The 24,309-nt window shown below is 31.9% G+C and carries 23 protein-coding genes, 2 tRNA genes and 1 pseudogene; 16 read left to right on the forward strand and 10 right to left on the reverse strand.

Features of this window, described 5'->3' with window-relative positions:
• Positions 1-67: 67 nt before the first annotated feature.
• Entirely contained in the window at positions 68-1,675 is a 1,608-nt protein-coding gene (pckA, locus tag ACR9ES_RS06130; RefSeq protein WP_435255493.1) for a phosphoenolpyruvate carboxykinase (ATP), read from the reverse strand.
• Between the two features lie 86 nt (positions 1,676-1,761).
• The gene (locus ACR9ES_RS06135; protein ID WP_435255494.1) at positions 1,762-2,142 is read right to left on the reverse strand and encodes a DUF423 domain-containing protein; all 381 of its coding nucleotides are present in this window, start codon (positions 2,140-2,142) and stop codon (positions 1,762-1,764) included.
• Between the two features lie 81 nt (positions 2,143-2,223).
• Here ACR9ES_RS06135 and ACR9ES_RS06140 point away from each other — a divergent pair, with 81 nt between their 5' ends.
• The 5 genes and pseudogenes from ACR9ES_RS06140 (at position 2,224) to ACR9ES_RS06160 (ending at position 6,532) form a co-directional block, all read left to right on the forward strand.
• A complete protein-coding gene (locus ACR9ES_RS06140) occupies positions 2,224-3,594 on the forward strand; it encodes a saccharopine dehydrogenase family protein (RefSeq protein WP_435255495.1) in 1,371 nt (456 codons plus the stop codon).
• A 134-nt stretch (positions 3,595-3,728) separates the two neighbouring features.
• Positions 3,729-4,205, forward strand: coding sequence for a hypothetical protein (locus ACR9ES_RS06145; protein ID WP_435255496.1), 477 nt, complete (start codon positions 3,729-3,731; stop codon positions 4,203-4,205).
• Positions 4,206-4,295: 90 nt separating this feature from the next.
• Positions 4,296-4,424: pseudogene (locus ACR9ES_RS06150) on the forward strand (Crp/Fnr family transcriptional regulator); the annotation flags it as partial.
• An 82-nt stretch (positions 4,425-4,506) separates the two neighbouring features.
• Positions 4,507-5,781, forward strand: coding sequence for an NAD(P)/FAD-dependent oxidoreductase (locus ACR9ES_RS06155; RefSeq protein ID WP_435255497.1), 1,275 nt, complete (start codon positions 4,507-4,509; stop codon positions 5,779-5,781).
• Between the two features lie 4 nt (positions 5,782-5,785).
• Positions 5,786-6,532, forward strand: coding sequence for a DJ-1/PfpI family protein (locus tag ACR9ES_RS06160; RefSeq protein WP_435255498.1), 747 nt, complete (start codon positions 5,786-5,788; stop codon positions 6,530-6,532).
• A gap of 16 nt (positions 6,533-6,548) precedes the next feature.
• Here the strand turns inward: ACR9ES_RS06160 and ACR9ES_RS06165 are convergent, their stop codons facing one another.
• The 4 genes from ACR9ES_RS06165 to ACR9ES_RS06180 form a co-directional block, all read right to left on the reverse strand.
• Positions 6,549-7,268: a tRNA1(Val) (adenine(37)-N6)-methyltransferase gene (locus ACR9ES_RS06165; protein WP_435255499.1), complete on the reverse strand. Its 720-nt coding sequence runs from the start codon at positions 7,266-7,268 to the stop codon at positions 6,549-6,551.
• Positions 7,269-7,447: 179 nt separating this feature from the next.
• Positions 7,448-8,104 (reverse strand): tRNA (5-methylaminomethyl-2-thiouridine)(34)-methyltransferase MnmD, encoded by a 657-nt coding sequence (mnmD, locus tag ACR9ES_RS06170; protein ID WP_435255629.1) that lies wholly within the window; start codon positions 8,102-8,104, stop codon positions 7,448-7,450.
• Positions 8,105-8,111: 7 nt separating this feature from the next.
• A complete protein-coding gene (locus ACR9ES_RS06175; protein WP_435255500.1) occupies positions 8,112-8,531 on the reverse strand; it encodes a hypothetical protein in 420 nt (139 codons plus the stop codon).
• Positions 8,531-9,043 carry a DUF4920 domain-containing protein gene (locus tag ACR9ES_RS06180; protein WP_435255501.1) on the reverse strand — a complete coding sequence of 171 codons (513 nt, stop codon included), beginning with the start codon at positions 9,041-9,043 and terminating at the stop codon, positions 8,531-8,533. The genes ACR9ES_RS06175 and ACR9ES_RS06180 overlap by 1 nt, the downstream gene beginning before the upstream one ends.
• Positions 9,044-9,162: 119 nt before the next feature.
• Here ACR9ES_RS06180 and ACR9ES_RS06185 point away from each other — a divergent pair, with 119 nt between their 5' ends.
• On the forward strand, positions 9,163-10,212 hold the full coding sequence (locus ACR9ES_RS06185; RefSeq protein WP_435255502.1) for a branched-chain amino acid aminotransferase: 1,050 nt from the start codon (positions 9,163-9,165) through the stop codon (positions 10,210-10,212).
• Between the two features lie 66 nt (positions 10,213-10,278).
• The gene (locus ACR9ES_RS06190; protein WP_435255503.1) at positions 10,279-11,295 is read left to right on the forward strand and encodes a TlpA family protein disulfide reductase; all 1,017 of its coding nucleotides are present in this window, start codon (positions 10,279-10,281) and stop codon (positions 11,293-11,295) included.
• A 45-nt stretch (positions 11,296-11,340) separates the two neighbouring features.
• On the opposite strand, the gene ACR9ES_RS06195 is transcribed toward ACR9ES_RS06190, so the two are convergent.
• Positions 11,341-11,727 (reverse strand): hypothetical protein, encoded by a 387-nt coding sequence (locus tag ACR9ES_RS06195; protein ID WP_435255504.1) that lies wholly within the window; start codon positions 11,725-11,727, stop codon positions 11,341-11,343.
• A 128-nt stretch (positions 11,728-11,855) separates the two neighbouring features.
• On the opposite strand from ACR9ES_RS06195, the gene ACR9ES_RS06200 reads away from it, so the two are divergent.
• Positions 11,856-12,068 carry a hypothetical protein gene (locus ACR9ES_RS06200; RefSeq protein ID WP_231517319.1) on the forward strand — a complete coding sequence of 71 codons (213 nt, stop codon included), beginning with the start codon at positions 11,856-11,858 and terminating at the stop codon, positions 12,066-12,068.
• Between the two features lie 80 nt (positions 12,069-12,148).
• On the opposite strand, the gene ACR9ES_RS06205 is transcribed toward ACR9ES_RS06200, so the two are convergent.
• Both ACR9ES_RS06205 and ACR9ES_RS06210 read right to left on the reverse strand, forming a co-directional pair.
• A complete protein-coding gene (locus ACR9ES_RS06205) occupies positions 12,149-14,182 on the reverse strand; it encodes a dipeptidyl-peptidase 3 family protein (protein ID WP_435255505.1) in 2,034 nt (677 codons plus the stop codon).
• A gap of 47 nt (positions 14,183-14,229) precedes the next feature.
• Complete coding sequence (locus tag ACR9ES_RS06210; RefSeq protein ID WP_274634041.1) at positions 14,230-14,790, reverse strand: DNA-3-methyladenine glycosylase I; 561 nt, start codon at positions 14,788-14,790, stop codon at positions 14,230-14,232.
• A 101-nt stretch (positions 14,791-14,891) separates the two neighbouring features.
• Between ACR9ES_RS06210 and ACR9ES_RS06215 the strand changes: the two genes are divergently transcribed.
• Together ACR9ES_RS06215 and sppA are read left to right on the forward strand one after the other, a co-directional pair.
• Positions 14,892-15,323, forward strand: a complete 432-nt coding sequence (locus tag ACR9ES_RS06215) for a DUF6146 family protein (protein ID WP_435255506.1) — start codon at positions 14,892-14,894, stop codon at positions 15,321-15,323.
• Between the two features lie 62 nt (positions 15,324-15,385).
• On the forward strand, positions 15,386-17,131 hold the full coding sequence (gene sppA, locus ACR9ES_RS06220; protein WP_435255507.1) for a signal peptide peptidase SppA: 1,746 nt from the start codon (positions 15,386-15,388) through the stop codon (positions 17,129-17,131).
• Positions 17,132-17,186: 55 nt separating this feature from the next.
• On the opposite strand, the gene metK is transcribed toward sppA, so the two are convergent.
• A complete protein-coding gene (gene metK / locus ACR9ES_RS06225; RefSeq protein ID WP_435255508.1) occupies positions 17,187-18,440 on the reverse strand; it encodes a methionine adenosyltransferase in 1,254 nt (417 codons plus the stop codon).
• Positions 18,441-18,761: 321 nt separating this feature from the next.
• On the opposite strand from metK, the gene trxA reads away from it, so the two are divergent.
• The 6 genes from trxA (at position 18,762) to ACR9ES_RS06255 (ending at position 24,299) form a co-directional block, all read left to right on the forward strand.
• Positions 18,762-19,079, forward strand: a complete 318-nt coding sequence (trxA, locus tag ACR9ES_RS06230; protein ID WP_125068953.1) for a thioredoxin — start codon at positions 18,762-18,764, stop codon at positions 19,077-19,079.
• Between the two features lie 68 nt (positions 19,080-19,147).
• Entirely contained in the window at positions 19,148-20,068 is a 921-nt protein-coding gene (locus ACR9ES_RS06235; RefSeq protein ID WP_435255509.1) for a DUF58 domain-containing protein, read from the forward strand.
• Positions 20,069-20,122: 54 nt separating this feature from the next.
• Positions 20,123-20,196: transfer RNA gene (locus ACR9ES_RS06240), tRNA-Asp, on the forward strand.
• 42 nt (positions 20,197-20,238) lie between these two features.
• Positions 20,239-20,312, forward strand: a tRNA-Asp gene (locus ACR9ES_RS06245).
• A 236-nt stretch (positions 20,313-20,548) separates the two neighbouring features.
• Entirely contained in the window at positions 20,549-21,748 is a 1,200-nt protein-coding gene (locus ACR9ES_RS06250) for a site-specific integrase (RefSeq protein WP_435255510.1), read from the forward strand.
• A 46-nt stretch (positions 21,749-21,794) separates the two neighbouring features.
• On the forward strand, positions 21,795-24,299 hold the full coding sequence (locus tag ACR9ES_RS06255) for a DEAD/DEAH box helicase family protein (protein ID WP_435255511.1): 2,505 nt from the start codon (positions 21,795-21,797) through the stop codon (positions 24,297-24,299).
• Positions 24,300-24,309: the final 10 nt, after the last annotated feature.

Raw genomic sequence — 24,309 nt, forward strand, 5'->3', positions numbered from 1 at the left:
TAGCTATGCTAAAATACATAGTATTTATGCATAAAAAAAGCATCCGATTTGGATGCTTTTTAAAGTTTTATTTTTCTACTGCTGGAGGACCTCCCGCTAAAATTTCATCATTCGCATATTCTTCAAACTTCTTAAAGTTGTTTCTAAACGAATCTGCTAATTTATGTGCAGTTTTGTAATATTCTTCGTCGTTGTTCCATGCTTTACGCTGGCTCAATAACTCATCTGGAACTCCTGGACATGTTCTTGGTTGTGCTAAACCAAATACAGAGTGAACTCTGAAATCTTCTGGAGTACTTCCTAATTCTCCGTTTAACGCTGCATTAATCATTGCACGCGTGTACTTTAGTTTCATTCTGTGACCAACTCCGTAAGGTCCTGCTGTCCAACCTGTGTTTACTAACCAAACGTTTACACCTGTTTCTTTCATTTTCTCACTTAACATTTCTGCGTAACGAGTTGGGTGTAATGGCATAAATGGCGCACCAAAACATGCCGAGAAACTTGGTTGAGGCTCTGTTACACCTGCTTCTGTACCTGCTACTTTAGCTGTATAACCAGAAATGAAGTGATAAGCCGCTTGACCTGGTGTTAATTTTGAGATTGGAGGCAATACACCAAAAGCATCTGCTGTTAAAAAGAAGATATTCTTAGGGTTTTTACCGATTGATGGAGTTTGAATATTTTCAATATGGTAAATTGGATAACTCACACGTGTATTTTGCGTAATAGAAGTATCAGCAAAATCAACATTTCCTTTATCATCCATTACGATATTTTCAAGGATTGCTCCTCTTTTGATAGCTCCGTAAATTTCTGGTTCTTTTTCTTGAGATAAGTCGATTACTTTTGCGTAACAACCACCTTCAAAGTTAAAGATTGTGTTTTCTGCAGTCCAACCATGCTCATCATCACCAATTAAACTACGGTTAGGATCGGTAGATAAGGTAGTTTTACCTGTTCCTGATAATCCGAAGAAAATAGCCGTATCTCCATCTTTACCAACGTTTGCAGAACAGTGCATTGGTAAGGTATTTTTAAATACTGGTAAAATAAAGTTTAACGCAGAGAAAATACCTTTTTTAATCTCTCCTGTATATCCTGTACCACCAATTAATGCGATTTTCTTTCCGAAGTTTAAGATTGCAAAATTATGTTGGCGAGTTCCATCTACTTCCGGATCTGCCATAAAACCTGGAGCGTTAATTACAGTCCATTCTGGAGAAAAAGTTTTTAACTCCTCAGCTGTTGGACGTAAAAACATGTTGTAAGCAAACATGTTACTCCAAGGATATTCGTTTACTACACGAATATTTAATTTATAATCTTCATCTGCACATGCATAACTGTCACGTACAAATACTTCTTTATTTGATAAATAGTTAGTTACTTTATCGTATAACTTGTCAAATTTTTCTGAATCGAAAGGAATATTGATATTTCCCCACCATACCTCATCTTTCGTAATATCATCTTTAACGATAAAACGATCCATAGGAGAACGTCCTGTAAACTCACCGGTATTAACAGTTAAAGCTCCAAAACTAGTTTCTTTTCCTTGTCCTTTTTCAATAGTGATGTCGTGTAACTCGTCTGAAGTTAATTGATAACGAACCGTAGCGTCTTTTATGCCTAAGTTATCTAACGATATCGTTTTCGTATCAAGATTTGTCATCTTAAAAAATTTTAGTTGTGTTTAATTTTGGACAAAAATAGTTCTTTTTGATTAAACAGCTATATCATTAAAAGATTTTATCTACTTTAATTTTTAACAACTCTTTTAAAAAAGTTATACGCTAGTAATCCCCAACCAACAATTAACAACACTCCGCCTAAAGGTGTTACAAACCAAATTGACTTTGCTGGTACATTTAATAAGTAAATTAGATAAATAGAACCTGAGAACAATAAAATTCCTGCTATTAAAAAATAACTAATTCTGTTTTTTTCTTTATTCGTAAATTCTGTATACATATTTACGAAAAGTAATAGCAATACATGGAAAAACTGATATCGAACTGCTGTTTCAAAACTCTCTAGAGCTTCAGGTGTTAATTTTGATTTTAAAGCATGTGCTCCAAAAGCTCCTAAAATCACAGCAATCATTCCTAAAATCGCTGCTATTGTTAGATTTTTATACATTTATTCTGTTTTTGTTTAATTTTAAACTTTTTTAGCGATATTGTCGCCTCAAATATTATCCACTACAAAAATACATTATAAATGAGAAATATATTGATTATTGGTGCTGGTAGATCGAGCTCCTCACTTATAAAATATTTATTAGAAAAATCTTCACAAGAAAACCTACATATTACAATTGGCGACGTTTCGTTAGAAAGCGCACAATCAAAAATCAACAACCATAAAAATGCTACGGCAATTCAATTAGATGTTTTCAATGCGGAACAACGTGCTAACGCTATTCAAAAAGCAGACATCGTAATTTCTATGCTTCCTGCTAGTTTTCATATTGAAGTAGCTAAAGACTGTATTACCTACGGAAAGCATATGGTAACAGCTTCTTATATTTCTAATGAAATGAAAGCTTTAGACGAAGAAGCAAAAGCCAAAGGATTGGTATTTATGAACGAGATTGGTTTAGATCCTGGAATCGACCATATGAGTGCTATGCAAATTATTGATCGCATTAAAGATCAAGGAGGAAAAATGTTATTATTTGAATCGTTTTGTGGTGGATTAGTAGCTCCTGAAAGTGACACAAATTTATGGAACTATAAATTTACTTGGAATCCAAGAAATGTGGTTTTAGCAGGTCAAGGTGGAGCTTCTATGTTTATTCAAGAAGGCACTTATAAGTACATTCCGTATCATAAATTATTTAGAAGAACGGAGTTCATGACCGTTAACGGAAGTGGAAAGTTTGAAGCTTATGCTAACAGAGATTCTTTAAAATACAGAAGTATTTATGGGTTAGAAGATATTAAAACTATGTACCGCGGAACCATTCGTAAAGTTGGTTTTTCTCGTGCGTGGAATGTTTTTGTTCAATTAGGAATGACTGATGACACTTACACTATTGAAGATTCTGAAAACATGAGCTATCGTGATTTCACCAATCTGTTCTTAGCGTATTCTCCGTCTGATTCAGTAGAATTAAAGTTCCGTTCGTACTTAAAAATTGATCAAGATGATTTAATGTGGGATAAGTTTGTTGAATTAGACATTTTCAATCCAAACAAAAAAGTTGGGTTGAAAAACGCAACTCCTGCTCAAATTTTACAAAAAATATTAATGGATTCTTGGACGCTTGAAAAAGATGATAAAGACATGATTGTTATGCATCATATTTTTGGATATCAATACAAAGAAGAGAATCATCAGATAGAAAGTAGTATGGTAATTAAAGGTGATGATCAAACCTATACTGCTATGGCAAAAACTGTAGGATTACCTGTAGCCATGGCAACCGTACGTATTTTAAATGGTGAAATTACCACTCCAGGAGTTCAATTACCGATTAACAAAGAGGTGTACGAACCTATTTTAAAAGAATTAGAAGACTACGGAATTACCTTTGTAGAAAAAGAAGTACCTTATTTAGGTTACAATCCTGAGAGTGTAAAAGGGTAGTTAAACTTCAAATATTTACTCTTTTTTAATAAATTAGCAATTGAGGATATTTTCTGGTATTATACTGGTTTATATCCTCAATTGTCATTAAAAAGAATTGTAACTAACAACTTATTTGTACGTATTTTACAATCATGAATAAAAAAATTGAAATCAAAGAAGGTTCTATCACCAGAGTAATTTCAAGAACAATAGGTTTAGTTATCATATCTTATTTAGTTTTCAACTTTTATGACAACCCCAGTATTTACGGTATTTGTATACTTATAATATCCTTTCAATTACTTGTAAGTGATGAAGCCTATACAATTACAGCTGACAGCAGAGGCATTGAAATATCCCATTCAAACCTTCTTAAAATATCAGCTTCAAAACAATATATTCGCTATTCTGAAATTAGTGATATTCGATTTATCCCAAGCAAGTTCTCTTTAACTATTTTCCTTCTCAATGCTATTATTCGCTCTGGCGCAGAATCACGTAAAGATTCCTTACTTACTATCTATAAAAAAAATGGAGATTTAATTGAAATGAAAGGAATAGGAAATAAAGGAGAGGTAAAATATTTACGAGAATTATTATCAACAAACCTCACTCAACAACAATCATAAAAAAATCATTCTAAAAGTTCGTATTTTTACACTTCAACATCACACTAACAAATGTCTGAAAGTGTTTTAAAAAAATACATCAACAGCTACTCTAAAGAAGAAATGTACTTTAGATTTCAAGAAGAATTCCCTGAATTTGTACAACGAGTCCCACAATATTTATTAGCGAGCTTTTTAGGATTAACTCCAGAGTACTTGAGTGAAATTAAAAGAAAATAACATTTCTTAAGCTAGTTTATTTTTTACTGAAATCTTCTTAACTACCTTTGTGCTCATATTAATTTAAGGGCATAATACTATTATGAAAAATATGAAAAAACTTGTTGTTGTTGGCGGCGGGTTTGCTGGATTAGAACTTATAAAAGGATTGGGAAATTTAGATGATTACCAAATTATTTTAGTAGACAGTAATAACTACAATTTCTTCCCTCCTTTAATCTACCAAGTATCAACGGGTTTTATGGAACCTTCTGCAATTAGTTACCCATTCAGAAAAATTTTAAGAAAATTTAAAAACGCTCGTTTTCGACTAGGTGCTCTTGAAAGAGTGGTTCCTGAAGAAAACAAGATAGTGGTAAGTAATGGAGAAATAGAATATGATATCTTGGTAATGGCAACAGGTACAGAAAGTAATTTTTTTGGAAACAAAAACATTGAAAAGTACAGTTTACCTATGAAAACGATTAGCGACGCTCTGTCTCTTAGAAATGTTATTTTAACTCGATTTGACCGTGCTACGAGAATTCAAGATCCAGAAGAAAGAAAAAAGTGTTTAACTTTTGTTATTGCTGGTGCTGGACCTACTGGAGTTGAACTTTCAGGAATTTTATCAGAAATTAAAACTTCAATCATCATAAAAGATTACCCTGAATTAGACGAAAATGATTTTGGTGATATACATCTTATCGATGGTCAAAGTTCTGTATTAGCTCCTATGTCTAAAAAAGCACAAGAATACACTTCTGAAAAGCTAAGTGAACTAGGTGTAACTCTGACTATGAATACAATGGTTAACGACTTTGATGGTGAAACCGTGTATTTATCAAACGGAGAAAAAATAGAAACCAAAAACCTTATTTGGGCAGCTGGGGTATCAGCTAAAACATTCGATGGTTTTTCAAAAGAAAGTTTTGGCCCTGGCAGAAGGCTAAAAACAAATCAGTTTAACTTAGTAGATTCATACGATAATATTTATGCGTTAGGAGACTGCGCCTTGATTTCTGGCGATAAAAACTATCCTAACGGACACCCGCAATTAGCGCAACCAGCTTTACAGCAAGCTAAAAACCTAGCGAACAATCTTAAAAGAAAAGATAGTAATTGGAAACCTTTTCAATATAACGACAAGGGTTCGTTAGCTATTATTGGACGAAACAAAGCGGTACTTGATTTCCCTAGTCAAAAACAATCTTTAAAAGGTTTTGTGGCTTGGTTAATTTGGATTTTTGTACATATTATGGGGCTTGTAAACTTTAAAAACAAAGCAAGAACACTATACAACTGGCTTGGTTACTACATTTACAAAGACCAATATTTTAGAATGATTATCAAGCCTACTCCGAGAGATAATAATTAAAAAGATGAAAAAAATTAGTTTTATAATAGTGTTGGTTTTTGCGATTATTGCCATAGGTTGTAATTCAGAAAAATCAAAAAGTAGTAGTAACTCCGAAGAAATCGTATCGCCGTCTGATACGCTAACTAAACATCTAAAACCCTTCAATCCTGATTTACCAACAATCGGACTTTTAATGTTTAACGGTGTTTTACAAGGTGAAGTTATAGCAACATCCGACGTTTTTGGAAAACCAAACAAAGATGGTAAACAACTTTTTAACGTAGTAGCTATTGCTGAAACAGCTAAACCAATTACTACTGAAGAAGGAATGCATTTTGTTCCTGACTTTACTTTTGATAATTGCCCTAAACTAACGGCTTTATTTGTACCTAGTGCTTACGATATGTATGCGCAAGTACACAATAACAAAGTGGTAGATTTTATAAAAGCTAAAAATCAAGAAACTCAATACACGGTTAGTAATTGTGCTGGAGCTAATTTAATTGGTAAATCGGGCATCGCAGATGGTCATAAAATCGTAACGTGGATTGGTGGTGGTGAGCAACTACAAAAAGACTATCCGAATTTAAAAGTACAAAACGACAGCTTGGTAACTTTTGTTAAAGACGGTAAGTTTTTATCTTCGAACGGAAATTTAGCCAGTTATATTTCAGCCTTAGAGCTTCTTGAAATTATGACAAGTGCTGAACACAGACAATTTGTTGAAAGCTACTTGTACTTAGATCAACTTAAAAACTGGAAAAAATAAACACTTACTTTAAAGCTTACATCTTTAAATAAAAATCTTTCGTAAGATTAATATAGGCATCAGTATACTGGTGCCTTTTTGTTTCAATTACCAATTCTTCTTCTTGAATTGTAGTTTCTACAAAAGATAATTCTAACAAACTTCGTTTAACCTCTGTATCGGGTGTTCCTTTTACGCGACAAACTCTATTTAAATGTAAACTGTACTTATTTGCTAACTCAATAAAGTTTCCTTCTTCTTTAAAAGGAATAATCGTTGAGAATCTCCCATTTTCAGACAAAATTTTACTCACACCTTCAAGCAATTCTTCAAAAGATAATGAGGAAGTAAATCGTGCTTTGTTACGTGCTTCGTCTTCCGATTCAAAAGCATCCGTATAAAACGGAGGATTTGACACTATTACATCGTATTGCTCTTCCTCTTCTGCCATTTCTTCTGCAAATTCTACAAAAGATGCGTTGTAACAAAAAAGACGATCTCCCCAATCTGATTGCTCGAAATTTTCAACGGTTTGTTCATAAGCGTTTTCGTCAATCTCTACCGCATCAATGGTCATCGCATCACTACGTTGTGCCAACATCAAAGAAATAACTCCTGTACCAGAGCCTACATCTAACAACATATCAGGAAACTCTCCTAAATCACACCACGCCCCTAACAATACCGCATCGGTCCCGATTTTCATTGCTGTTTTATCTTGATGTACCGTAAACTCCTTAAACTGAAATGGCTTCATCTATAAAAATCTGCTTAGAATATTTTCTGCATTGAAAAATAAGTACAATACAATAATTAATAGGATTACTAGAAACAATCCTCTTTTAGGATTTCCTTTTTTTCTATTACCAAAACGTCTTTTAAACTCCATTCTCCTTTATTTGTTTAATGTGATTCCTAGCTAAATTCGGAATAACCTTATACTATTTTTGTTCCCCGAAGCATTTCCATTTTTCCAGGAGGACCAGGTAAGCGTTCTACTTTAAAACCTACAGCTTGCATCGCTCGTCTGACACTTCCTTTTGCTGAATAGGTTACCAATACTCCTTCCCCTTTTAGAGCTGTAAACATAATTCGAAAAATATCTTCCGTCCATAACTCAGGTTGTACCCTTGCTCCGAAGGCATCAAAATAAATCAAATCAAATTGATTTTCATCTGTAATTTCAGAAAAAAATTGTTTGCGTTTTGTTAGCGAAAAATTATTAGTGATGTCATGCTTCTTTTCCCAAGAAACTTCATGCACTTTATTAAACAGCTCTTGCTGTTCTTCAGCCTCTAATTCTGCTACATAATTTAGTTTTTCAACTTCTTCTTTAGCAACAGGATACGCCTCTACCCCAACATAATCAATCGTACTTTTCGCTTCCAACAACGTAATAAAACAATTAAGGCCTGTACCAAAACCGATTTCTAAAATTGAAATATTCTCGTGATCAACATATCTTAAACCATTTCTGATAAACACATGATACGCTTCTAGTATTGCTCCATGTTTAGAATGATATTGCTCATCCCATTCAGGTAAATGAATGGTAGTGGAACCATCGGACGTTATGATTATTTCTCTTTTTATTCCTTAATTATTTAATTAATAATTTTTTAATTCTAGGTATCGGTCCTCTACAGGTAGTTTCATGACAGGCAATACAACTATTTATTGCTTGATTGAAGTTTTGCTTTAACGAATCTTGCGAACCACTATATACCTGTTGCATACTTTGTATATACAATTTTGAAAAAGCCTCAAAACTAGCATCTCTATCAGTAGGATCAGTTAAAACTGCATCGTGAATATTAAGGTAGACATCAGGAAAGTTACCAATAGCCTCTCCTTCCAAAATTTTATTCTTAATTGTCATATTACCTTCATACATGGCATTCATTAACGCTGCCATTCCTGAAGATTGATACATAATTAATTCCTCTTTGGGTTGCTTTACTTCCTTTTTGCAAGAAAAAAAAAGTAAAACTATACATAATAAACCAAAAACGTTCTTCATTACTTTTTTATTAACACGCCATCTGCTTCAAAAGCATAGGTGTATTTTGGTTCAGTAATTTGAGCGATTTCTTCTTCTGATTTTCCTGCATCTTTTGCATAGTGTTGTAATTCATCTACTGAAATTTCAGTTACATACGCTTTTCCATTTACCACTACTTCTTTTGCATCTGCATTTAACGGCATAAAAAATCCGTAGTCTTTAAAACGTACCATAGATTCTTGCTCTTCTCCTAAATCCAACTTCATCCAACAACCTTTTTTCTTACATACTTCATTTATTGTTGAAGTAAATTTTACATTTAAAGTATCTCCTGCCTTTAAGTTTTTGAACTTTGCTCGCATTTCATCTGCAGAAATTGCTTCAGCATCTGTAATCTTTTCTCCAAAAGATGCATATTCTATTTTTTGTACTTCAGTAGTATTTGTAGTAGATTTTTCTCCTTTCTTTTCAACCTTACAAGAGCTAAGCGCAATGCTTAAAACCGCAGCAAAAACCAATAGTCGTTTCATTTTCAAAATTTTAAAATTAACATATCAACAAATATACTTATAATTTCTTCAAGCAATACCCGCCTAAAACATACCGCTAGATTTTGTATCTTCGTGGCACTTCTAAAAACAACAACACAATGAATATTGATATTGAGCTTATACAAGAATCAAAAATAGATACAGTAGATTTTAACAATTTGGCGTTTGGTCGTATTTTTTCTGACCATATGTTAGTTTGTGATTTTAAAGATGGTGAGTGGAAAACGCCTCAAATTATGCCTTACGGACCCATGACTTTTGAACCTTCGGCGAGAGTTTTTCATTACGGACAAGCTGTTTTTGAAGGAATGAAAGCTTACAAAGATGATAATGACGACGTTTTCTTATTTCGTCCAGATGAAAACTTTCACAGAATTAACATGTCTGGAGAACGTTTAGCAATGCCTCCTGTTCCTGAAAATGTTTTTATGGAAGGGCTAAAAAAGTTATTAGAGATTGACGATGCTTGGATTAAAAAAGGATTTGGAAACTCGTTATACATCCGTCCTTTTATCATTGCTTCTGAAGGAGCTATTTCTGCTTCTCCTGCTGAAGAATATAAATTTATCATCATCTGTTCACCTGCACAATCGTACTATGCTGGAGAAGTTCGTGTTCTTTTTGCTGAAAAATATAGTCGCTCTGCCGATGGTGGTGTCGGATTTGCTAAAGCAGCAGGTAACTACGCTGCACAGTTTTATCCAACTAGTTTAGCGCATAAAGAAGGATATCAGCAAATTGTTTGGACAGATGCTAATACACACGAGTATCTTGAAGAAGCAGGTACTATGAACGTTTTCTTTAGAATTGGAAACAAACTTGTTACTGCGCCAACAAGTGATCGTATTTTAGATGGGGTTACCCGTAAATCAATCATTCAACTTGCTCAAGACAATAATATTGAAGTAGAAGTACGAAGAGTATCAGTTACTGAGATAAAAGAAGCTGCAAGAAAAGGAGAATTGAAAGAAATTTTCGGTTCTGGTACTGCTGCGGTAATAAACCCTATTAAAGGATTTAAACATCAAGATGAAACTTTTGAATTACCAGATATGGAAGATTCATACGCTGCTTTTTTCAAAGAGAAATTACTAGGAATTCAATATAACAAACTGGAAGACAAGCATAACTGGAGAGTAAAAATTTAGTTTTTTCATTAAAAAAAGTTATATTAGTGGATAATATTCAATTTTGAATATAAAAATCTAAATAAAATGAGAAATATAGTACCAGCATTATTATCTATAGGAATTGGTTTTGCTATTTCTTTTTTTGGTTTACAAAGTTACTCGAACTCTCTATCGGGTAAACCTGTTTTCGCTATAAACGAAACCGTAGACACCCAAGAAGAAACACAACTTCCTGAAGAGGAAGAAACAACTGACACTGAAGATACGCAACAAGAAATTAGCGCGGATATTAATGAGGCAACCCCTTCTATTGAAGAAACTATCCCTGAAGAGGATACTCATGAAAACAAAGAAGAAGATGATGAAGAGAGAGAAGGAGAAGCTGTAGAAGTTGAAACAAATACTTCAACTTCTTACGACTCTAACAACATTCAAAAGAGTTTTGATAATTGGGAAGCCTATACAAAAGACAATATTGATTTAATGTCTACCTATACTCCTTTAGATGAAAAAGGAGCTGCTGTTGAAAAAGGGATGTTCTTAACGTTATTACGTACTGGTGCTTTCATTCCTGTTAAACACGAAAATGAAGGAAAAACACAGTATCAACTTACGAACATCAACGATACTTCTGACGAAAAAATAAAGAAATCTATTGTTAGTAAAGCTGCTATAGCCTATCAATATTTTAAAATGGAAGGAAAAAAACTTCCAGATTATAATTTTGTTGATTTAACGGGAAAAGCACATAACAAAGCTGACACAAAAGGAAAGTTATTAGTCATTAAATGTTGGTTTATTACCTGTAAAGTATGTGTAGAAGAATTCCCTGAATTAAATGAGTTAGTAGACAAATACAAAAATGAAAAGATTGAATTTGTTAGTTTAGCTTTTGATAAAAAAGACGAATTAATTAAGTTTTTAGAAACTAAAGAGTTTAAATACCCTACTATTCCTGAACAAAAGGATTACATGGCTAAAAAACTAAAAGTTAAGCAATACCCTACACATTTAATTGTTGACTCTAACGGTATTATTATTAAAATGGTTAATAATGTTAAAACCTTAACATCAGAATTAGAAAGAATTATGGGCAAATAACATAGAAAACAAAATTAAAAAAAGCTCCTCAAAAGAGGAGCTTTTTTATTTATCTAAAATTTCTTTAATATTTGGTTTGAAGTAATTTGGTCCTTTAAGCACCTTGCCATCTTCACGATAAATTGGCTTTCCATCTTCTCCTAACTTACTCATATTACTTCGTTGAATCTCATTAAACACTTCTTCAATTTTGTGTTGCATTCCGTGTTCGATAATAGTTCCGCATAAAATATACAGCATGTCCCCTAAGGCATCAGCAACCTCAACCAAATCGTTATTCTGCGCTGCTTCTAGGTATTCTTCATTTTCTTCTTTCATTAAATTGTAACGAAGTAGGTTTCGTTCCTCGCTAATATTTGCCGTTGGTTCGTTGTTAATTCCTAATCCGAAAGCGGTATGAAATTCGTGTACTGCTGCTATTCTTTTCTTCATTATAATTAATCTGTTTTATATTAGTTTATGTTGCTTTTTCTGACACTTGAACTAGCAGCAAAAATAATTGCTGTTTTAGTTTTTTTCATTCTAAAATCATTCTTTAACTTTGCTAAAAATACAATTTTATGTTTATACTTATTGCTGCTAAAATGTTTACTACAGGCAGAATCATTTTTGCTAGTTTATTTGTAATAGCTTTTATCGTTTTGATGTATTTCAGCTATAAAAAAGATGCTAAAAACAACAAAAAGCACTACCAGAACGGAGCTTTGTACGTGGCTATAGGAATAGCAGTAGTAATTGCACTATTGTTTTTATCTAAACTATTAACAAAATAACACAACCTTTTAAGGCTCCATTATAAAATAAAAAACCGATTCTTTTCAGAATCGGTTTTTATTATTTAGCTTTTAACTTCTTAATTTTTTGTCGGTAAGAAATTATAGTTTTTAGCGTAGAAATTCATTTGCTCTTCAAACGTTTCTGGTTGCGTAATTTTAATATCGGTAATATTTCCTTCAGCATCCATTACTGGCTCTAAGACTGGATTTACAAATCCGTTATAAGGAGCTGATGTAAATTGTGCGTTACGATTTAAAACTTCTTTATGAATTTCTTGATCTACTTTTACTCCGTAACCTTCAACTAATGCTTTTGCAGCTTCAAAATCTCCTTCGGATTTAATTCTTTGCGTTTCTTTTAATAAACGTCCGAAAATTTCGCGAAGCTTATCATAATCATTGATGTTATAATATGTCTTACCGTCTCTAGTAACTTTTTCAATTACATTATCTTTCGCTCCTTGTTCAAAAGCCCAAGCTGATACCCATTGACGGTTAACCATATGATCTTCTTCAATATCATCTCCTAAATTGATTCTGATTAACTGTGTCATTAATCCGTTTCTGATGTACCCATCGTAGGCAGCTTTACCCATTTCTTGCCAATTATCAACCAATCCTAATTCTTGTAATTTAGGATCCATTAAATAGTACAATCCTACTAAATCCGCTCTACCTTCTTCCATTGTAGAAGCATAATTCTTTAACGTCTCTTTTGGTTGACCAACTCCGTCGTTAATTACACCTGAAGCATGTCCGATTACCTCGTGTAATGCTGTGTGTAATTTATCAGCTAATTTACCGTACTTAATTTCTAAATCGATTTCTTCTTGATCGTTAGCAAACTCTTTTAAACGCCCTGTTCCTCCAGCATTATTATACGAACCAATAATATTTCCTAACGATACTGATTTAGAACCGTGTTGTTGACGAATCCAGTTGTTGTTTGGTAAATTCACCCCGATAGGTGTACTTGGAGAAGCATCTCCTGCCTCACCTGCAACGTTTACAGTTTTGTAAGAAACCCCAACTACGTTTTCTTTTTTATGTGCTGGATCTAACGGAGCATTATCCTCAAACCATTGTGCATTGTCTGATAATACCTTCATCTTTTTAGACATATCAAAGTCTTTGATTTGCACGATGTTTTCGTACGAACCTCTGTACCCTTTAGGGTCGTTATACACTTCAATAAAACCATTAATCCAATCAATATTTCCTTCGGTAGATTCAACCCAAGCAATAGCATACTCATCCCAAGTATGTAAATCTCCTGTTTTGTAGTATTTAATTAACAACTCTAAGGTTTTTGCTTGTTTTTCGTTTTCTGCCACTTCTTTAGCCTTTTCTAACCAATAAATAATTTTATCGATAGCTTGACCGTACATTCCACCAGACTTCCATACTTTTTCAACTAGTTTTCCGTCTTCACGAACTAATTTCGAGTTTAACCCTGCTTCAATTGGTTGATCTTTTGGCCCTTTATCCGCTTTAGCATAAAAATCTTCCACATCTTTACTTGTGATATCTGGTCCGTAGAAATTTACAGCAGATGCCAATACATTATCAACTCCAGCTTTTTTGTTTACTTTTTTTGCATCTTTATCATTAAAAATAACCCCTAAAGCTTCTGTAGACAACTCAGTGTTAGTTTCTTTTAATAATGATTCAAAATATTCTTTAGAAAACTCTGGTTTTAACTTATCATTAGAATAGTGGTGGTGAATTCCGTTTGAAAACCATACACGTTTTAAGTACGTTGTAAATGCTTTAAACTCTTCACTCTCTTTATCACCTTTAAAGTTATTGTTGATATTTTCTAAAGCTGCTCTAATTTCAAGATTATGACGATAGTTTTGATCCCACATAATATCACGACCAGACAAACCAGCTTGCGTTAAATAATACACTAACTTTTTTTCTTTTAGTGTTAACTCATCAAAACCAGGAATTTGGTAACGTAATACTTTTATATCAGCAAATTGCTCAACAACATATTCAAACTCTTTTGCTTTTTTTTCAGCTACTTTAGGCTCTTTTTTGGCTTCTGTTCCGCATGAAGTTAATACTCCAGCCGCAACAACTGCACAAAGCATTTGTTTTAGTTTCATTTATAATAATATTTAGTTTATTTTTTGGAAGGATAAAATTACGAAATTTAAACTTCATGGTATCGAAAACAGTCTGTTGTATGGTCGTTTACCATCCCCGTAGCCTGCATATGAGCATAAATTACTGTGGATCCTACAAATTTAAATCCACGCTTTTTTAAATCTTTTGAAATTGCATCAGAAAGCGCTGTTGTTGCCGGTACTTCTTCTCTTTTTTCAAATGAATTTTTTATGGGCTCTCCATCAACAAAACTCCAAATATATTTAGAAAATGTTCCAAACTCTTCTTGCACTTTCATAAATAATTGAGCGTTGGTAATGGTAGCTTTTATCTTTAACTTATTTCTAATAATTCCTTCATTTTGTAACAGCTCTTCATACTTTTCTTCACCATATTTTGCAATTTTCTGATAATTAAAATCATCTAACGCTTTTCTAAAATTTTCTCTTTTTTTAAGAATAGTTATCCAACTCAATCCTGCTTGAAAGGTTTCTAAAATTAAAAACTCAAACAATTTATCATCATCATAAACAGGAACTCCCCATTCTGTATCGTGGTATTCTATATACAAAGGGTCATTTCCTACCCAAAAACATCTTTGCTTCATAATCTTTTATTTAATGCTGAAAATTACTGTTAAACAAGTTAAAAATCAATGAATTTCGGAATAATTTTTGCAATTTTATAGTTAACAAACTCATATTAATTATGAAAACACTACAACATATTTTAGCTCTCAGTATCATAGGAATTATGCTGTGGGCTTGTGGTTCTTCTCCCCAAAAGAACACTTCAAATACTAATGAAGAACCTGTTGTTATTGCCAATGACAGTTTAGAATACGAAATTATTATCATAGATCCTGGTTTTACTACTTATTTAAATAGCATAGCCAAACCAGAAGGTTATTATTCGCAAACGTACTTAGAAAATAAAAATCGTTTGTATGTTATTACATGGAATTACCGAGCACAAAATCCACTACAATTCAATCCTAATATTTATGAAAATGTAATTGATTACAGTCCGCATATTGATTATGGTTACGAAGTAAACTACAAATTATTCAATTATTTTGAGTTTGCTCAACGTAAATACAAGATGAGTTTAGGAGCTGGATCAACTCGATTTAATAGATAATTTTACTCAAAAAAACATCTTTGTAAAAACTGTATATTTGCTCAAAAAATCAACCCAATAACATGAAATTTTTAAGAAATCTATTAGCCTCGGTTCTTGGCTTTTTTATTGCCCTTTTTTTACTATTTGTTTTCTTTTTTGCTATCGCTACTATTGTTGGTGCTGAAGAGCAAATTGTGGTTAAATCAAATTCTGTTTTAGAATTAGATTTATCAACACCTATAAAAGATTATGCTCCTAAAGAAGACAACCCTATCGCTGAAGCCTTAGAATTAAACGAGGAAAGATTAGCTTTAAATAAAATCATTAACGCTATTGAAAACGCTAAAACTGATGATAAAATTAAAGGAATTAGTATAAAAACAACCTTTATAAATGCTGGTATTGCACAAACGCAAGCCATTAGAAATAAATTAGAAGAATTTAAAGAGAGTGGTAAATTCATATATGCATACAACGACATTTATACTCAAAAAAATTATTACTTAAGCTCTGTTGCCGATAGTTTATTCTTAAACCCAGTTGGGGCTATCGATTTTAGAGGTTTATCAACTGAAATTTTATATTTCAAAGATTTTGAAGATAAATACGGTATTAAAATGGAAGTAGTTCGTCACGGTAAATATAAAAGTGCGGTTGAACCATTTTTAGAAAATAAAATGAGTGATGCAAATCGCGAGCAAACTACCTCTTTCTTAAAATCAATTTGGTCAGAAATCACTGAAGATATTAGTAATAGCAGAAACATTTCAATTGAAGAATTAAATAACATTGCTGATAATTCTAACGGAAGAAATGCTGAAATAGCTTTAAAAAACAAACTTATTGATGCTTCTATCTATGAAGATGAATACCAAGAAAAACTAGCAGGAGGTTCTGATGAAAAAGTGAATACTATTTCTATCGAAGATTACATCAACTCAGGAAAAGGAAGAATTTCTTCTACTGCTAAAGATAAAATTGCTGTGATTTATGCACAAGGTGATATTGTGTATGGAGAAGGAAACGAGCATTATATCGGACAAGGAATTATTAATAAAGCGATTAAAAAAGCTAGAAAAGATGATAATGTAAAAGCTATCGTTCTTCGCGTAAATTCTCCTGGTGGTAGTGCTTTAGCTTCTGAATTAATTTGGCGTGAGCTAGAATTAACTAAGAAAGAAAAACCTCTAGTCGTTTCTATGGGTAACTTAGCTGCTTCAGGTGGTTATTATATTGCTTGTAATGCTGATAAAATTATCGCTGAACCAACAACCATTACAGGATCAATTGGTGTTTTTGGTGCGATTCCAAATTTTAGTCAGTTTGCCGACAATATTGGCATCAATGCGGAACAAGTATCTACTAACAATAGTGCTTCTTACAGTGTTTTTGAGCCGATGAATCAGAAGTTCTATGATGTTACCAAAGAAGGAGTTGAGCAAATCTACACTACTTTTGTTAATCGTGTTTCTACAGGACGTAATATGACTTTTGAGCAAGTAAACGAAATTGCACAAGGTAGAGTTTGGACAGGTAAAGAAGCTATTGAAAAAGGTTTAGTTGATCAATTAGGAGGGTTAGAAGACGCTATTAAAGTTGCCGCTGAATTAGCAGAAGTTGAAAACTATAGAGTTCGTAACTATCCTCACTACAAAACTGATTTAAAGGATGCTTTACAAATGAATCCTTTTATGAAAGCTTCTAAAGAAGAAATTTTAAAAGAAACAATGGGTGATGAAAACTATCAGCTATACAACAACATTCATAAAATGAAAAACCTAGAAGGAATTCAAGCCAGAATCCCTTTTATATTTCAAATAAAATAATCATAAAAAAACCTCGACAATGTCGAGGTTTTTTAGTTTTAATAGTTGACGGTTCTTACAAACCGAAACTTTCTTTTACCTTAGATACATAATCTAATTTTTCCCAAGTAAACAACTCTACATCTAGCGTTATACTTTCTCCATTAGGTTGTGTAAACGTTTTAGAAACTACTTCATTTGTACGTCCCATATGTCCGTAAGCAGCAGTTTCGCTATATATTGGATTACGTAATTTTAAACGATCTTCAATAGCGTGTGGACGCATATCAAAAATTTCAGAAACTTTTTGAGCGATCTCTCCATCGGTTAAGTCAACTTTTGAAGTTCCATAGGTATCTACAAAAACACCCATAGGCTCTACTACTCCAATTGCGTATGATACTTGAACTAATACCTCATCAGCAACCCCAGCAGCTACTAAATTCTTTGCAATATGACGTGTTGCATAGGCTGCAGAACGGTCTACCTTACTTGGATCTTTTCCTGAAAATGCTCCACCACCATGTGCTCCTTTTCCTCCGTACGTATCAACAATAATCTTACGACCTGTCAATCCTGTATCTCCGTGAGGTCCTCCAATTACAAACTTTCCCGTTGGGTTAATATGATACTTAATATCATCATTAAACAACGCTTGAATTTCAGGAGTTAATTGTGCTTTAACTCTAGGAATTAAAATCTCAACAATATCTTTTCTAATTTTTGCTAACATCGTTTCGTCATCAGCAAAATCATCGTGCTGTGTAGAAACAACAATTGCTTCAATACGTTGTGGTACATTATCATCAGAATACTCAATAGTTACCTGACTCTTAGCATCTGGACGTAAATAAGTAATTTCTTTATCCTCTCTACGAATAGCCGCTAATTCCTTTAAGATCATGTGCGATAAATCTAACGCTAATGGCATATAATGCTCAGTTTCGTTAGTTGCATACCCAAACATCATTCCCTGGTCACCAGCTCCTTGCTCTTCCTTAGAAGCTCTATCTACTCCACGGTTAATATCGTCTGATTGTTCATGAATTGCTGATAAAACTCCACAAGAATTTCCATCAAACATGTATTCTCCTTTAGTATAACCAATTTTATTGATTACTTCACGAGCTATTTTTTGAACATCTAAATAGGTTGATGACTTTACCTCTCCAGCCAATACAACCTGACCTGTAGTTACTAAAGTTTCACAAGCAACCTTAGATTGTGGGTCAAATGCTAAAAAATTATCTATTAAAGCGTCAGAAATTTGATCTGCTACTTTATCTGGATGTCCTTCAGAAACACTTTCCGAAGTAAAAAAATATGACATAAAAACTTCTTTTTAAATTAATTAAAAGAAAAAACTTGAATTGCTAAGTCGCTAAAAGGAGTAGAAAATTACTGCTTTAGCATTTTTATTCTGAACTATTGTTCATTGAGGTTGCAATCAGTCAAATTTTTCCTCAAATAAATATTGGTGCAAAGTTATAGATTATTTTACACACATAAAAACAAACTAAGCTATAAAAAAATAGAAAGTATTGATACTATGATAATAAAAAGTAATTTTTATAAAATGGCATTGGAAAAATATTTGCTTACTTTTGTGGTGTACAAAGTAAGATAATAACTTAGATAAAACATATATAAAATGGCATTAGAAATTACAGATGCTTCTTTCGAAGAAGTAGTATTAAAATCTGACAAACCAGTATTAGTAGACTTTTGGGCAGCTTGGTGTGGACCATGTAGAATGGTATCTCCTATCGTTGATGAAATCAGTAGCGAGTATGAAGGAAAAGCTGTTGTTGGTAAAGTAGACGTAGACGCAAACCAAGAATTTGCTGCTAAGTATGGTGTAAGAAACATCCCAACTGTATTAATTTTCAAAAACGGAGAAGTTGTAGACAAGCAAGTTGGTGCTGCTCCTAAAAAAGCTTATACAGATAAAATTGATGCTGCTTTATAAAAAGTATCTCAATTCATCTCATAAAAAAGGTTTGGCTATTGCTAAACCTTTTTTATTTTTGGTACTGTATGATTGATTTAAACAGTACTGCTTCAAAAATTAACAATCTTGAGCTACTTGCCAAACAAGTAGTAGAAGGTTTTATTACAGGAATGCACAAAAGTCCGTTTCATGGGTTTTCGGTTGAATTTTCTGAACACAAACTCTATAATAAAGGCGAAAGTACTCGCCATATAGATTGGAAGCTATTTGCTAAAACCGAAAAGCTGTACACCAAAAAATATGAAGAAGAAACGAATCTTAGATGTCATTTAATTATCGACAATTCTGCTTCTATGCATTATCCTATTAGTAAGAATCAATCAATAGATAGTTTAAATAAGATTGGTTTCTCAGCGGTAGCTACTGCTTCTTTAATGGATATTTTAAAACGACAACGTGATGCTGTTGGGTTAAGTATTTATTCTGACACTTACGAATATTATGCTCCTGAAAAAGGCAGTGAGCGTCATCGTAAGATGTTATTACATCAATTAGAACAGTTACTATTATCTAATTCTACCTCTTCTACAGAAACCTATCAATATTTACATGAAATAGCAGAAAAGATTCATAGAAGGTCTATAATTTTCTTATTTACCGATATGTTTCAAACTTCAAAAAATGAAGAAGCTCTTTTTGATGCTTTACGACACCTAAAATTTAACAAACATGAGGTAGTGTTGTTTCATACACACGATAAAAAGACCGAATTTTTGTTTGATTTTGACAACTCACCAAAAAAATTTGTAGATGTTGAAACTGGAGAAGAAATAAATTTATACGCCGAAAATGTACAGCAAAAATATCAAGAATTGAGTTCTGATTTTTTCAAAAACCTAAAAAACAAATGCTTACAATATAAAATTGATTACATACCTGTAGATATTAATGAAGGTTATGATAAAGTACTTATCGCTTATCTTATCAGCAGACATAATTTTTTATAAATAACTCTTTTTTATTTAAAAAAAGGTTATATATTTGCATCCGCTTAGAGCAACGGTCTGGTAGTTCAGCTGGTTAGAATACATGCCTGTCACGCATGGGGTCGCGGGTTCGAGTCCCGTCCAGACCGCTAAAGTTTCTCTAAAACATACAACATAATGCTTCAAGCAACGGTCTGGTAGTTCAGCTGGTTAGAATACATGCCTGTCACGCATGGGGTCGCGGGTTCGAGTCCCGTCCAGACCGCGAAAGCTTCTCAATTTTTGAGGAGCTTTTTTCTTTTTACAGGAATTTCTAGGACTCCACTCTATTTTACTTTATTTGAAGGTTGCTGAAAAATAATCACATTTTGGCACACCATCTTAAAAATTAGGTACACAAAAAGGATTACATAAAAATTTCTTTGGTACACCATTAGGTACACATTAGGGTACACCATCACTTCATACTAGGTACACCATATACAAAAAAACTCAAAACACATGAATAACAACAGGGTAACCATTCTATTCCTATTACAAAAGAATAGAATTAACAGTAAAAATAAGTGTCCTATTAGATGTAGGATAACTTATAACAAAAAAAGAAAAATATTCTCTACAGGTTTCTTTATAAATCCAGACTATTGGAATAGCAAAGAACAACTAGCTAAACCTCCTAGTAAAGACAATACTTTTATCAACACCCAATTAAGTCTGATTAAACAACAAATTAATCAGGCTTTTTTATTTTTACAGGTAAATGAAAAGGAGTTTGATGTTGAAGACATCTACTTACAACACAAAGGAAAAAGTATTAAATCTGAAAAAACATTTCTTGAAGTATTTGATTACCATAATTCAAAAGTTAAAAAAACTATTGGCATAGACTATGTAGAATCAACCTATAAAAAATTCGAAGAATGTAAAAGGCTAATGAAAAAATTCATAAGGCACAAATACAAGAAAAACGATTTGGTCCTTCAAAATATCAAATTTATTTTTTTAGAAGATTTAGATTATTATTTAAAAACTGAAAGAAGACAAAGTCAAAGCACTATTAACAAACACATTCAAAGAGTCCGTAAGATTATAAAACTAGCTATTCTAGAAGGTTTTATTGACAAAGACCCTTTTGTATTCTACAGACCTAAAAGAACTACTAAAGAGCTTATTTTCTTAACCTCGGAGGAATTAAAATTAATTGAAACACATCAATTAAGACAAAAAAAATTAGTTATAGTCAAAGATCTATTTATCTTTTGTTGTTATACAGGACTAGCATATGCAGATATGTCAGAACTAAACACTAAACATATTCAAGTTGGTTTTGATGGTAATGAGTGGATTGAAATGAATAGAAAGAAAACAAAATCAAAAATTTCAATTCCTTTATTACCTAAACCAAGAGACATCTTATTGAAATACAACAATAAATTACCTAAAATATCTAATCAAAAATTTAATTCTTATCTAAAAGAAATAGCAGATATAATAGGTATAAATAAAAATCTTACTCATCATGTTGGTAGAAAAACTTTTGCTTCTACAGTATTACTATATAATGGAGTACCTATGGAAGTAGTATCGGAGCTTCTAGGGCATTCTAAGATTACAATTACACAAGAGCATTATGCTAAAGTTGTAAAGAAGAAAATTAGTGATGAGGTTTCAAAACTTAATCAAAAATTAGGACAAGATTAAAATCTAGTCCTTTTTTGTTCATACATTAGACGCAAATTTTATTCCTATGAGTTCAGAAAATTCTTCTTTCAATAATTACCCTATTGAATTTAAAGAAATAAACCCCGAAGACTTTACCCTAACCTATAATCTTGATGGAACTACATCTACAAAAGATGCTTTTATCATTGAAGATAATGGAGATAAAATAATTATTGAACCTAATGAACATGGATATTTAAGTGATAGCTTACTTCCTATTTTAGAAACAGACTTAAAAAACAAAAATACAGTTATCATTAACGCTGGTGTAGGGCAAGGTAAGACAACTGCAATCATTAAAACCATTAAAAAATATTATGATTCTAGTGAACAAAAATATTTAATAATGGTAGCTTCACCTTATGTAAGTTTGGTAAAGCAGTATATTACTGATATAAATAATAAAGCAGGTATACCTCTTGAACAGATTTATAACTATGAAAAGATAGGCACTTCTAATGAAACATATCTAGATAAAAAAGTACATGTAATTACAGTAAATACATTATTAGGAAATCCTGGAGAAGATGGGTTTAAAAATTCTAACGACAAGAGAAATTACCTAAACACACTTTCAAACTATTGCGAAAGTTCAGATACAAAAGTGGTTTTTATCTATGATGAAATACACGCATCTTATCAGAATTTTAAAGAAGAATATATTTTTAATCTTTGGAAATGGAGAAAGGTAATTCATAAAAATTTTGTGATTAGTGCTACCCACAATGAAGCTTCAAAAATCATCATAGAATATTTAGCAGAATTAACAGATAGAAAGATAAAAATAATAGAATCTAAAAGACCTAGATTTAGAGATAAGCAAAGTTCACTTTTCTTACATTTTTCACCAGCTAATAGTTTTAAATCTGACACACCTGAACTAGTTAAAATAGTTGAAGAAAAACTTGCCGAAAATAAAGGTATTGACATTTTGTGCTACTCAAAAAAGTTATCTCAAGATATTGCTAAAAGTGATTTAGGTAAAAAATTAGAAGATAGGTTTGGAGAAATAAACTTGTGTGTTTCGCAATTAGTAAATAATCAAAGACCTAATAGAAATTTAACAGGTAAAAGGTTTGATAATTCAAAATGCAACATAGGTACTAACTTTAACACAGGAGTTAGTATAGAAAAAGATAATCACGCTTTTATTATCATTTTACCTTCATTTAACTCTAAAGGCTCATATAAAAATCATTTTGGAACATTTACAGATGGTATCAACGCTATTATTCAAGCTTTAGCAAGGCAAAGAAAAAAAGGAGAGATACACATACTATTATATAAACCTGATATGTTTGATTATAGTTCTCTTGATAACTCAAATATGAATGAAGAGCAGAAGTTAGAATTTAAAGTTAATTATGATGATATTAGTAATAATAGGCAGGTAAAAGAGAAAGTGGAGTATTATAATATTAACTCACAGAAAAACTTATTAAGGAGGTTTTATAGTTTTATGACTGAAGATTTAAAAAATGAAATTTTATTTTTAGAGAACAGTGATAGAACTAATTTATCATCATTATCATATCCAAGTTTTTCTAGGTTTTTACTTGAACAAAGTGATGAATATTTAGCATCAGAATTCAAAATTTTTGGAAAAGATATAAGTGCTTGTATCACATACTTAGCATTGACCAATCAATTTTTAAATTGTAGATTAGAAAAGATGATTGCTAAAATTAAGCTACATTTTAAAGAAAATCATATTCAAAAAACCTTATTTTACTACTATAAAAACTACTTAAAACCAGATGATGAAACATTGTATTTTGAAGCAAGGTTACAAGCTAATTTCAATCAGTTTTATTCTGAAATAAGAAAAGAGTTATTTAGAGATTTTATCCCTATGATTAATGGTGAAGAAATAAAACCATACAAGAATAGAGCTTTTGAGATTGAAGTTCTTAAATTCTGTTACAATCTATATCATAAGAGAGTATATTTTGAAAATACAGTTTATTCTAGAGGTATTTATTTTTTAGATGCAATCCAAATAGCAAGAACTTCTACTAATGAAACTGATAAAATAAAACTTTATAAACTATTAGATGATTTTAGAAGTCAAGTTGAGAATAACATAGAGGAAATAACAGTTAAAAATAGCCCCGTATTATTTCTACCAAATAAACCTAATTCTTCTTTTTATTCCTCAGCAAACAAAGAAAAGTTTAATGAATTAATAGATTTAATAAAAGCAGATGATTTTTTAGAAAATGAAATTTTTAATTTCAAAAGAAACCTTGTAAAAGACACTTCCATAGAAGATAAATTGAATTCTTTATATAAAATTATTATTGAAGATTTTTTTGAAACTAAAGTTTATAAAAATCCTCGTAACTCACAAAATGGAAAGAAAGTGATAAGAACTAAAAGTTTTACTAGAACTCATTCTATTGATGTTTTTAGTGAGCCTGATTTAGATATCCCACATACAGAGGAAGAAATAATTTATCATTTTGGAAGTATGGATAATTATTTAAAAGAGAAAAAAGAAATAGAAGAAATTTTAAGTAAGCTAACATAGTTTTTTCCAT

Source organism: Tenacibaculum sp. A30 (assembly GCF_051200845.1).
Lineage (GTDB): Bacteria > Bacteroidota > Bacteroidia > Flavobacteriales > Flavobacteriaceae > Polaribacter.